The organism is Leifsonia sp. 563 (assembly GCF_040545055.1).
Lineage (GTDB): Bacteria > Actinomycetota > Actinomycetes > Actinomycetales > Microbacteriaceae > Leifsonia.
Genome location: NZ_JBEPLE010000001.1, coordinates 917,866 through 929,536 on the forward strand (window position 1 = coordinate 917,866; position 11,671 = coordinate 929,536).

An 11,671-nucleotide genomic window follows, 5' to 3' on the forward strand; every position below is an offset into this window, starting at 1 on the left:
GTCTAGCGGCCGCTGCCGCGAGACTGAGGCGATCACCCGAATCTCCGAGGAACTCTCATGCGCAACCGAATGCTGCTCTCCACCGTCGTGCTCGCGGGAGCCGTCATCGGCTCGCTGCTGACCGCGCCCCTGCCCGCGACGGCCGCTCCGACCGAAACCGTCATCACCGTGCCCGTGACAGCGGCCAAGAAGGTCGTCGTACCGAAAGTCGTCGGTCTCGACGGCGCAGCCGCGAGCAAGGCGCTCAAGGCGGTCGGGCTGAAGTGGAAGTGGTCGAAGTTCGTGATCGTGAAGAGCAACTGGACCGTCACGAAATCCTCGCCGAAAGCCGGCGCGAGTATCAAACGCGGGGGAACGGTGAAGCTCACCGTCACCAAGGGGACCTCCGGGAGGCAGACGGGAACGCCCACGGCGACCACCACAGCAACCCCACCGGCTCCGGCACCGGCTCCTGTTGCGCCGGCACCCGCACCCGTCGCGCCAGCGCCCGCGCCGGCTCCACCGGCACCAGCTCCGGCCCCGGCACCGGCACCGGCACCGGCACCGGCACCGAGCGTGGACTACCCGAACTGCACGGCCGTCCGCGCGGCCGGCAAGGCTCCGCTGTACGCCGGTCAGCCGGGCTACTCCCGCAAACTGGACCGTGACGGCGACGGAGTGGCCTGCGAGTAAGGCCGCAACCCGCCCTCCACGAACCGCACCGGCGGCGGTACCCTTCCACCGTGGACGACGACGCCGCGCGATTCCAGGGGTCCATTCCCGAGTTCTACGACTCGGAGCTCGGACCCGTTCTCTTCCGCCACTACGCCGATGTGCTGGGTGAGGCGGTGGCGTCGACGGCGCCCGGACGCATCCTCGAGGTGGCGGCCGGGACCGGGATCTCGTCGGGCGGGATCGTCGCGCACAATCCCGGGGCAGACCTCGTCATCACCGACCTGAACGAGGCGATGCTGCAGCGGGCCGCCGGCAAGGTGCCGGTCGGGACGCGCATCCAGGTCGCGGATGCTCAGGCGCTGCCGTTCGAGGACGCGAGCTTCGACGCGGTGGCGTGCCAGTTCGGCATCATGTTCCTGCCGGATGTCGGCGCGGGATTCCGGGAGGCGCGGCGCGTGCTCGCCGACGGCGGCGTGTACGTGTTCAGCGTGTGGGACAGCCACGACCGCAACCGGTTCGCCGGGCTTGTCGACCAGCTGCTGACGGAGACGTTCCCCGACGACCCTCCGCCGTTCTACCGGGTGCCGTTCGGGATGAGCGACGTCGAGCGGCTGCGGAGGCTGGCGCAGGACAGCGGGTTCGGCTCACTCCGCATCGACGTGCTGCCGCACGACGCGCCCGTGGCCTCGTGGTCGGACTTCGCGGACGGCCTGATCCGCGGCAATCCGGTCTCCGATCAGGTGCGGTCGCGATCCGGAGACGTGGATGCGCTCATCCGCGCGGTGGAGGAACGGCTTGCGGCGGAGTACGGGCCCGCGCCGACGACCATCCCGGTGCAGACGATCCTGTTCCGCGCCTGGACCGCCTGAACGCGACCCGACCCGACCTCGGACCCGGCGCAGCACGAAGGCCGCCGAGCGACGCCCGGCGGCCTTCGTGGTGATGGGTGCTAGGTGTTACTGATGCGGCGTCGGCGCAGGAAGAGCAGCGCTCCCCCGGCGGCGAGCAGGATGCCCGCCAGGCCGCCGACACCCCAGCCGATCGTCGAACCAGTCGAGGCGAGGCCCGCCGTCACGGCCGGGTCGTCGACGCGGTGGCTGGTGGCGCAGTCCGGGTTCTTGTCCGGCGCGGGCACGCAGAACGCGCCACCGTCGGGGCTGGTGACGACGTTGGCGATCTGCTTGTCGCCATCCCCGGTGACCACCACCGAGTAGGTCACGGTGACGACCTGCCCGACGGCGAGGTCACCGGTCCAGGTGAGGGTCGAGCCCGCGCGGGTCACGGTTCCCGAGGTCGCCTTCTGGTCGCCGGCCCACGTCGCGTCGTCGAGCACCTTGCTGAGGTCGTCGAAGACGTTGCCGCCGGTCACCGGCGCCGCACCGAACTGCGCGATGGTGAGGGTGTAGGTGATGCGGTCACCGGTCTTCACCGCGTGGCCGGACGCCGGGTTCGACGTCTTGGCGAAGGTGTAGCTGCCGAACCGGTGCACCGTCTCGCAGTCGGAGGCGGGAGCGCAGCCGTCGGAGGTCACGACGTTGTCGAGCGTGCCGTCGCCCATCGAGCGCGCATCCTTCACGGTCACCGAGTAGGTGATCTTCGCCACCGCACCGACACCCAGCGTTCCGGACCAGGCGATCGAGCTGCCGGTCACGGTCGCCGTGCCCGCATCCGCTGCGACGTCGCCGTTGTAGGTGGCGTCGTCGACGACCTTGCTGAGGTCATCGGTGAAGGACGCCGCCGACGGGACCGGCCCGCGCTGCGTGACGGTCACCGTGTAGTGGATGACGTCACCCGAGCGCACGACCGAACCGGGAGCAGGGTCGGCGGTCTTCACGACCGAGTAGCCCGCGATGTCGATGCCGGCCGGGTCACAGGGGATGGTCGGAGCGATACCCGAGTCCGCCGGGGTGTCGGCGGTGGCGCAGGCCGTGTTGACGAACCCGCCGCCCGGGAGGGTCTCGTCGAGCACCAGGTCGTACTCGTGCGACTCGGACGCCCCCGGCGCGAGCGAGGCGATGTGGAAGGCACCGGCCGTCGGGCTCTTGTCATCCGTCAGGTCGACGTTCGTCAGCGTGCCCTGACCCGTGTTCGTCACGGTGACGCGGTAGTGGACCGTGTCGCCGTAGTGGAACGCGGGGTAGTCGACCGAGCTGTTGGCGTCGTGCCACGTGCCGTCGGCCGCCTGCACCTCCTTGAGGATGATCGCGGAGTAGTAGTTCGCCACGCTGATGGCCGCGGAGGTGCGCATCACGAGTGCGGTGTGACCCGCGATCGCCTGCGCCCGGTTCACGAGCGTGTCGCCGCCCTTCACGCCGTTCGTCGTGATGTGGACGCCGAACTGCTGGGTGGCGCCCGGCGCGAGGCTGCCGCCGATCACGCGGACCGCGGTCGGGTTCGCCGGCATGGTCGTCGTCCAGCCCGCGGTGTTGCCGGTCGGGTCGCCCGGGGCAGCGCCGTTCTGCGCAGCCGACGGGTCGTCGGACAGGGTCGTCGGGTCGGCGGTCGTGTAGTACACGGTCGCTCCGAGCGGGGCGTTCACCGAGGTGAGAGCGTACGAACCGGAGTACGCGGTGCCGCGTCCATCGCCGTTGTACGGGAGGATGTCGATCGTGTCCGTGAACGGCTGGGTGACCGGGTCGTACGACTTCACGGTGACCGTCCACGATCCCGTGCCCGTGCCGTCGCCGTTCACGTTCGGGATGAACGGAGCGTCGGCGGTCTTCACCACGGTCGTGTAGCCGTCGGTGGCGACGGTGACCTGGGCGGTGGCGGACTTCGTGATGCCGCCGTAGCTGGCGCTGACCGAGTTGACCAGGGCGGAACCCGGCGTCACGCTGCTGTCCGCGACCGCCTGGTAGGTGAGGGCGTGGTCAGCGTTCGTGGTGACGCCGTTCAGAGTCCACGTCAACACCTGCTGGCCGGAGCCGTTGGTCGACACCGCCGGCTCCGGGGATGCGGTGCCGGGCACGTAGGTGACGCCCGCCGGCAGCGTGTCCACCAGCTGGTAGCCGTCAACGGTCGCCGGGATGGCGCCGGCGCCGTTCGCCGAGTAGGTCAGCGTGTAGACGGCCGGGTCACCGGGGCTGACGACCGAGCGGTCGGCCGACTTGGCGACGGCGGGCGTGGCGGTCACGATGCGGAGTACGTCACGGAACCCGGTCGTGCAGGGATAGCGCGAGCCGTCGGTCGGCGTGATGCAGCTCTGCCCGTTCCACCACGCGCTCGTGGCGCCGAAGTCGATAACCCCGGAGAAGAACGACCAGATGTCGGTACCCGCGGGGACATTCGGGTTGATCTTCTGGTACACGACGGCGGTGATGTTCGACTGCGCCGACAGCTGCTCAAACTGGCCCTGCGTACCGGTGATGCGCATCGCCTTGACCGTGGTGAGGTCGGCCGGCTGGACGGTTGTCCATCCGGTCGTCGAGCCACAGTCGAAGGCATTCGGGTCGTAGCCGGCGCTCGTCGGGTCGACGGTGGGGTCATTGCCGACGTAGTACTCCGCCGTGGCGCCGATGGTGTTATCGGTCACCGGCTGGGCCCATCCCCAGCCTGCGTAGGTGACATACCTCGTGTCGAGGGCGGAGCACATTCCGACGATCCGATCGTCCGGACGGTCCGTGTGCAGCTGGTACGCGGTGTCCATGTACTGCCCGACCGTCGTACCCGCGGAGACCCGGTACGTGTCGTCCCATTGTGTGCCGCCGCTGTTCGTGTAGCCGCGGCCCCAGCCGGAGGAATAGACACCCGGCGTCGTCCACGCCTTCGACTCCGCGTTGTTGGACGGGTCGTCCTGGGCCGTCTGCCCGCTGACCGATGTGTAGGTCGGAGCGTCGGAGTTCAGAACAGCAGAGCCGGAGGCTGTCGTGTTGACGCGGATCCAGATTGAGCCGGACGCGAGTGCGACCTGGTCGACAGGAAGGCGGTTCCCGGCCGAGTCCAGCGTCGGCGGGTTCGCCGGCGCGTAATCGATACCCGTGATGGTCAGTTGGAACGTGGTCGCGCCGGTCTGGGTGATCGTGCAGTTGCCTGCCGGGGCGGTCATCTGCGAAGCCGGATGCGTCCCGCCCGACCACGGGTGACCGTTGGCGATCGCCGGGCCGGCGAACGGGGTGCACCCCTGGGCGTCGACGGAGGTCGCTCCCTGGGCGGACGCGATGTCGAGGTTGTAGATGACGGTCGGCGGCCCGGCTTCGCTTCCCAGCGCCTTGCTCAACGTCCACTCGTAATCGATCAGGAATCCACCGTTGCCCACTGAGTAGGTCGGCGTTCCGACACCCCAGCGGATGTCCATCCCGAACGGATTCGTGATGTCGATCGGGCTCAGCGACGCGGTCTGACCGCCGATGCTGCCGTCCGCGGTGATCTGGTCGCCGGTCGCGCCGTCGGCGACGATGGGCGCCTGGATCACCACCGCGGTGCCCTGGTCGCGCGTCCCGACGTTGCAGACGAGGGTGTGCCCGTCGGCGGAGATACTGGAGGCGGGCGTGACGCCCGTGGTGAGACAGAGCGAGGGGACCGCCGTGTAGCGGCCGTTCTGCGCCGTGATCGTGACCGTCACGTTGTCCACCGGGTCGTTCGACGGCGCCGGGGCGTCGTCGTTGACGTTGATGCGCCAGACGCCGGTGACCACGTCGCCGCTCTTCACGGTCGTCGGGGTTCCTGCGGCCCAGGATGCTTCGATCTGGTAGACCGGCGCCGCCATCGCCGGCGCTCCGACAAGCGCCGCGGCGAGCGCGAGCGTTCCGGCGACCAATGCGGCCAGCCAGCGCCAAGGCGAACCCAACGCGATTCGTCCCTCGCGGCGGCGGCCGCGCCCATCCTGGTGTGCAGACACAGCAGCATCCCCTTCGTCCTGCGTCATGGAGCGGCGGAGCACCACCGAGACCGGTGCCCGCCGCGCCACACGCTAGCGGCGGCCCAGCGGGCTGCGGCCGAATTTCACCCTGGCTTCACCCCCAGAAAGGTCGGATGACCCCCGAACGAGTGACACCTCCATCGCATGCCGCGGCGCGGGTCGTCAGCGGTGCAGCGGCGGGAGCGAATGGAGCGGCGACCCGAGCAGGGAGGCGCCGAACACCGCGGCGGCCACCGTGACGATGAAGCACATCCAGTAGACGGCGGACACGGCTCGGCCGCGCGACACCCACCGGGCGAGCGACAGGACGAGGAATCCGCCGATGGCGCCGGACGTATTCAGGATGACGTCGGTGACGTCTGAACTCCCCGAGGCGAGCACGTACTGGGCCGCCTCCAGAGCGCAGCTGGTGAGCGCCGCCACGACGGCGACCGGCCACACGCGCCACCGGGGCGCGAGTACCCCGAGGTAGACGCCGAACGGCACGAACAGAGCGACGTTCGCCAGCATTTCGGAGGGCCGGTTGACGCCGAACCCCTCGCTCGCGACGAACGGCACCAGCTTGACGGCGCGCACGCCCTCCCCGCCGAAGTCGGGCACGTGGAACTTCCACAGCACGGCCCACACCAGCAGCACGAGGTAGACGGCGAACAGCACGGCCGGAAGCGAGCGGGGAGCGGTGCGCGCCGGATGCGTCGGACGGAGGGAGAGGGATGCGGTCACCTTCTCGACGCTACGGACCGCGCCCGCGGCGCGAGTCAGTCGCGGGTCGCGACGGTCTACGACTTCCGAGGGATTGCCGAGGAAGTGACCTCAGGGGGCGACGCGCACCGCGTGTCCGGCGAAGGTCACCACATCCCCGACCTGCAGCTGTCGCCCGCGCCGGAGCTCGACCTCGCCGTTGACGTCGACATCACCGTCGGCGATGGCCTCCTTGACGCTCCCGCCGGAGTCGAGGAGTCCGGCGAACTTCACGAACTGCCCGAGCCGGATCGCGTCGCCGCCGATCGACACGTCCTCGATGGGAGCTGGCTTCTTCATCCCCGAATAGTAGACGACACGGCGAGCCGCGGCCGGAAATCGGGAGGCAGAGGAGGCCGCCGGAATGGATACGGTATGGCCAGGAGGTGGGTCCGATGGGGTACCTCGCTTACGACGGTTCAGCACGGGTGTCGTTCGACGACGTCGTCCTCGCCCACCTGGAGGTCGCCATCATCGCCAAGCTCCAGCGCAAGGAGTCCTTCGCCCTTTCGTGGCGCGAGTCGAAGGCCAACGGAAGCGGCCGGAGCACCATCTGGCTGGACTCCTCGCTCCCTCTCCGGTTCCACTACGACAGCCCGCGGCCGCCCGCGATCAACCGGGAATGGCTGCGCCGCCTGATAGACTCGGCCAACTCGAACGGCGGCCTGATCGTGCTCGATGAGGGCGGCGACCTCTGCGCGGGCATCTCGCACGACCGGGGGATCTAGGACGGGATCCCGGACGGGTCGCGGTCGCGCCCTCACACGGGCAGCACGGCGTTGCCGCGCCGAAGCACGGTGGCACCGAGCCGCACCCAGACCACACTGATCATCCCCGCGGTCACGTCCACGGCGATCGTCGCGACCGGCTGCCCGTCACGGCGGAGCAGCAAGCCCGGGCGGCCGTTCACCGGGCGTTCGACGACCTCCCGTCCGCTCCGGGCGCCGAGGCCGTAGGCGAGCAGGAGCGCGGCATCCTCCACTCCGCGCACCACGCGGACCTTCGCGCGGTCGCCCTCACCCGCATCCACCACGACGGCGACGTCGGGGTCGAGGAGCCGTCGCAGGCGTCGGGCATCGCGCGCAGCGGTGGCGGCGCGCAGCTCGCCCACGAGCTGTCGCCTCCGGGTGAGCACCGAGGGCAGCCACGCTGTCATCGACATGGGAACGCCTTTCTCTCGTATCGGGTGTGAAGGGTCCGGCGGCGGGAGGGACCAGCCGTGGTCTGCTTGGCGCATGCCCGGGGAGTGGGCCGCCTGAAACCCGGTGTTCCCGCTCTTACCTCACGGCTCGGCCGGACCGGCTTGTCACGGGGTGGTCACCGCCTGGGCGTCCAGCCACTGGGCGAACGTCGTGGGGAAGACCTCCGCATCCGGACCGGGGGCGAGCTCCCGATCGCTGAGGTGCGCGCCGAAGTAGCGCGCCTCGGGATCGTCGACGACCTGACGCGCGTCGCCCCGCGCGGCCAGCCCGCGCGCGATCAGCTCGGTCAGCCGGAACTCCTCCGGTCCGCTCACCTCCAGCACTCCCCCGAGGGGCGAACCGGCGGCGGTGCGGGCGACGGCGGTGGCGACGTCCTCCGCTGCGATCGGCTTGATGACCACGGGCGCAAGGCGCACAGTGTCGCCGTCGGTGGCGGCGTCGGCGATCGCCTTCACGAACTCGAAGAACTGCGTGGCGTGCACGATGGAGAACGGGATGCCGGACTCGCGGATGAGCAGCTCCTGCGCGACCTTCGCGCGCATGTACCCGCTGTCCGTCATGCGCTCGGTGCCGACCACCGACAACGCCACATGGTGCCGCACTCCGGCTTTGCGCTCTGCGGCGATGAGCGTGTTGGTGGAGGTGGTGAAGAAGTCCATCACCGCGCGGTCCTCGAAGGAGGGCGAGTTCGAGACGTCGACGACGACGTCCGCTCCGGCGAGCGCCGCATCCACTCCGTCACCGGTGAGCGTGTTCACACCGGAGTTCGGAGAGGCGGCGATCGCCTCATGCCCGTGGCTTGCCAGCAGGGTCACCACTTTCGAACCGATCAGGCCGGTCCCGCCGATGACGACGATCTTCATGTCGTGTCTCCTCGAATGCTCATCCGACGGCGGCCGTGTGCAGCCGTCACCCAGTACGACCGAACAGGCGGCGCGAATGTGACAGGTCGCAGCTCGGCGTCTCCGTCACAGAACGGTGGGCTGACCGGTCAGAGCCGGAGCCGGGACCTTCCCGGGACCATGACGAACGGACGACAGACGATGACCGGATGGATGACGGCGCCACAGCGAACGGTATTGGCGGTGGCCGTCGTGGCGACCTTCATCGCCTTCCTCGACGGCAGCGTCGTGACGGTCGCCCTCCCCGCGATCGGGCGGGAGCTGGGAGGCGGCCTCGCCGTCCAGCAGTGGGTGGTGGATGCGTACCTCCTGACGCTCGGATCGGTCATCCTGCTCGCCGGGTCGCTCTCCGATCTGTTCGGGCGCCGTCGGGTGCTGCTCTGGGGTCTCCTCGGCTTCGCCATCGCCTCGGCGCTGTGCGCTCTCGCGCCCACCTCGGCGATTCTCGTGCTCGCTCGGGGACTCCAAGGCGTCGCCGGCGCCCTGCTCGTGCCGAGTTCTCTCGCCCTGATCCTCGGCGCATTCAACGGCGCAGCGCAGAGCCGGGCGATCGGTGTCTGGACGGCGATCACCTCCCTCGCCAGCATCGCGGGGCCCGTGCTCGGCGGTGTGCTGGTCGATGCCCTGTCGTGGCGATGGGTCTTCGCGATCAACCTCCTGCCGATCGCCGTTGCGCTGCTGCTCGTCCGCGCCCTTCCCGCGGACGCTCCCCACCGGCCCGGCGCCCGGGTGGACTGGGCGGGTGCCGGCCTCGGCGTGCTCGGGCTCGGTCTGCCGGTGTTCGCCCTGATCGAACATCCACGATATGGATGGGGCTCGCCGTTGATCCTCGGTTCGCTCGCGGTCGGCGCTGCGGCGCTCGTCGCCTTCGTCCTGCGCGAGAGGAGGGCGGCGCAGCCGATGCTGCCCCTCACCATCTTCCGGGCACGCGACTTCACCGTGGGGAATGTGGCGACGGCCTTCATCTACGGGGGCGTCGCTGTCGGCACCTTCGCGCTTGCGCTGTTCCTCCAGCAGGGGGCCGGATATTCGGCGACTCTCGCCGGATTCGCGATGGTCCCGTCCAGCATCGTGCTGATCGCCCTGTCCGCGTACTTCGGCCGCCTCAGCGGCCGGGTGGGGCCGAGACTGATGATGACGGTCGGACCGTTGGTCGCGGCCGGCGGGTTCGCTCTGATGCTGCGGATCTCGCGCGACGCCGACTACCTGACCGAGGTGCTGCCTGCCGTCGTCGTCTTCGGGCTGGGCATGGCGATCACGGTCGCTCCGTTGACGGCGACCATCCTGGGTGCCGTCGATCCGGCACGGTCCGGGATCGCGTCGGCCGTGAACAACGCGGTGTCCCGTGTCGCCGGCCTCGTCGCGGTGGCCCTTGCGGGTTCGGCGGGGGCCGCGATGTCGGCGGTCGCCGGCTTCCACGAGCTCGCCGGGGCAGCGGCCATCGCGCTCGCCCTGGGCGGCCTGATCTCGGCGGCCGGTATCCGGAATCCTCGCGGCGTCAGCGGCGAGCCGGCCGAGACGGAGGTGTCCCGCCACCACGCTCTGCTGCGCTGAGCGGAGACGTCGCGCGCCGCTGTCACATCCCGGGCACCTGTCCGGTCAGAGCTGGTGACGCGCGGAGCGTCCGCGCAGAAACGGAGCAGCACATGAAGATCGTCGCCATCGGCGGGACCGGCCTGATCGGCCGCGGAGTCGTCTCTCGTCTGCAGGAGGCGGGCCACGACGTCGTCGCCGCCTCGCCGTCGACCGGCGTGGACACGGTCACGGGCGAAGGGCTCGCCGCGGTCCTCGAGGGTGCGGACGTCGTCGTCGACACGCCCAACGCGCCGTCGTTCGAGGACGGCCCGGTGCACAAGTTCTTCGAGCGGTCCGCCACCAACCTCGTCGCGGCCGAGAAGGCCGCGGGCGTCCGCCACCACGTCGTCCTCTCCATCGTGGGCGTCGACCGCATGCCCGACATCGGCTACATGCGGGCGAAGGTGACGCAGGAGCGCATCGTGCACGAGAGCGGCGTCCCGTTCACGATCGTGCGCGCGACGCAGTTCTTCGAGTTCATCGGCGCGCTCGCCGACGGGGCAACCACAGATGGCACGGCCGTGCTGTCGGATGTGCTGATGCAGCCGATCGCCGCGACGGACGTGTCGGCCGCCCTGGCCGAAGTGGCCGTCGCCGCGCCCCTGAACGGGATCGTGGAGCTCGCCGGTCCGGAGCCCCTGCGGCTCGACGAACTGGCGCGCCGGCTGTTCTCCGCGACGGGCGACCCGCGGACCGTGGCGACGGATCCCGACGCCGGATACTACGGCGGCCGGGTCGACGACCGCTCGCTCACGCCGGGCAACGACCCCGCGATCACCGACCACCGGTTCGGCGGGACGACGTTCTCCCGCTGGCTGGAGGAACGCCACTAACATTCGACCATGACGGGGCCAGTGGAGCAGGACGACCTCGACACCGCCGCGGCGACGTTCGCGGCGGTGCGGCCGCGCCTGTTCGGCATCGCCTACCGGATGCTCGGGACCGTCGCGGACGCGGAGGACATCGTCCAGGACACCTGGGAGCGCTGGCAGCGCACCGACCGCTCGGCGGTGCGCGAGCCGGCGGCCTTCCTGGCGACCGCGGCGACCCGGCTGGCCATCAACCAGGCCCAGTCGGCGCGGGTGAAGCGCGAGACGTACATCGGGCCGTGGCTGCCCGAGCCCGTGGACACCAGCGCCGACCCCTCTCTCGGCGCCGAGCGCGGTGAAGCGCTCGAGTTCGCCGTGCTCGTTCTGCTCGAGAAGCTGACGCCGACCGAACGCGCCGCCTACGTGCTGCGGGAGGCCTTCGACTACCCGTACCCGCAGATCGCGGAGATCATCCAGGGTTCCGAGGCGTCCGCGCGGCAGCTCGTCAGCCGCGCGCGGAAGCACTTGGCAGAGGAGCGGCACGTGCGCGAGGTCGACCACGCCCAGCAGAAGCGGATGCTGGCGGCTTTCCTCGAGGCCGCGCAGTCCGGCGACATCGCCGAACTCGAGCGCATCTTCACCGCCGACATCGTCAGCTACTCCGACGGCGGCGGACTGGCCCGGGCGTCGCGCATCCCGGTCTTCACCCGCGAGACGGTGGCGAAGTACGTCCACGCCTTCGCCGACCGGTTCTGGGACGGCACCGTTCGCCTCATCGAAGCCAACGGCGGCCCCGCGGCCGTGCTGGTCCGCGACGGCGCCGTGGTCGCCTTCATCGCGCTCGACGTCACCGCCGACGGCATCCGCCGCCTCCAGTGGGTGCTCAACCCGCAGAAGCTGGAACGCATCCCCGTCCCGGCGTGAAATCCC

At 70.3% G+C, this 11,671-nt stretch carries 11 protein-coding genes; 6 read left to right on the forward strand and 5 right to left on the reverse strand.

Annotated features, from left to right (window positions below; all coding sequences use genetic code 11):
- Positions 1–57: 57 nt before the first annotated feature.
- Both ABIC47_RS04495 and ABIC47_RS04500 read left to right on the forward strand, forming a co-directional pair.
- A complete protein-coding gene (locus ABIC47_RS04495) occupies positions 58–672 on the forward strand; it encodes an excalibur calcium-binding domain-containing protein (RefSeq protein WP_354477609.1) in 615 nt (204 codons plus the stop codon).
- 50 nt (positions 673–722) lie between these two features.
- Positions 723–1,523 (forward strand): class I SAM-dependent methyltransferase, encoded by an 801-nt coding sequence (locus tag ABIC47_RS04500; RefSeq protein ID WP_354477612.1) that lies wholly within the window; start codon positions 723–725, stop codon positions 1,521–1,523.
- An 80-nt stretch (positions 1,524–1,603) separates the two neighbouring features.
- On the opposite strand, the gene ABIC47_RS04505 is transcribed toward ABIC47_RS04500, so the two are convergent.
- The 3 genes from ABIC47_RS04505 to ABIC47_RS04515 form a co-directional block, all read right to left on the reverse strand.
- A complete protein-coding gene (locus ABIC47_RS04505; protein ID WP_354477614.1) occupies positions 1,604–5,491 on the reverse strand; it encodes a DUF7927 domain-containing protein in 3,888 nt (1,295 codons plus the stop codon).
- 183 nt (positions 5,492–5,674) lie between these two features.
- A complete protein-coding gene (locus tag ABIC47_RS04510; protein WP_354477617.1) occupies positions 5,675–6,235 on the reverse strand; it encodes a VanZ family protein in 561 nt (186 codons plus the stop codon).
- A 90-nt stretch (positions 6,236–6,325) separates the two neighbouring features.
- Positions 6,326–6,553: an RNA-binding S4 domain-containing protein gene (locus ABIC47_RS04515; RefSeq protein WP_020076496.1), complete on the reverse strand. Its 228-nt coding sequence runs from the start codon at positions 6,551–6,553 to the stop codon at positions 6,326–6,328.
- Positions 6,554–6,648: 95 nt separating this feature from the next.
- Between ABIC47_RS04515 and ABIC47_RS04520 the strand changes: the two genes are divergently transcribed.
- On the forward strand, positions 6,649–6,981 hold the full coding sequence (locus tag ABIC47_RS04520; protein ID WP_354477620.1) for a DUF7882 family protein: 333 nt from the start codon (positions 6,649–6,651) through the stop codon (positions 6,979–6,981).
- Between the two features lie 32 nt (positions 6,982–7,013).
- On the opposite strand, the gene ABIC47_RS04525 is transcribed toward ABIC47_RS04520, so the two are convergent.
- Entirely contained in the window at positions 7,014–7,415 is a 402-nt protein-coding gene (locus ABIC47_RS04525) for a hypothetical protein (protein WP_354477623.1), read from the reverse strand.
- A gap of 144 nt (positions 7,416–7,559) precedes the next feature.
- On the reverse strand, positions 7,560–8,318 hold the full coding sequence (locus ABIC47_RS04530) for an SDR family oxidoreductase (RefSeq protein ID WP_354477626.1): 759 nt from the start codon (positions 8,316–8,318) through the stop codon (positions 7,560–7,562).
- 159 nt (positions 8,319–8,477) lie between these two features.
- Between ABIC47_RS04530 and ABIC47_RS04535 the strand changes: the two genes are divergently transcribed.
- From ABIC47_RS04535 to ABIC47_RS04545, 3 genes are all read left to right on the forward strand, one after another.
- A complete protein-coding gene (locus ABIC47_RS04535; RefSeq protein ID WP_354477629.1) occupies positions 8,478–9,911 on the forward strand; it encodes an MFS transporter in 1,434 nt (477 codons plus the stop codon).
- Between the two features lie 92 nt (positions 9,912–10,003).
- The gene (locus ABIC47_RS04540; protein WP_354477632.1) at positions 10,004–10,765 is read left to right on the forward strand and encodes an SDR family oxidoreductase; all 762 of its coding nucleotides are present in this window, start codon (positions 10,004–10,006) and stop codon (positions 10,763–10,765) included.
- Positions 10,766–10,774: 9 nt separating this feature from the next.
- Entirely contained in the window at positions 10,775–11,665 is an 891-nt protein-coding gene (locus ABIC47_RS04545; protein ID WP_354477635.1) for an RNA polymerase sigma-70 factor, read from the forward strand.
- Positions 11,666–11,671 lie beyond the last annotated feature (6 nt).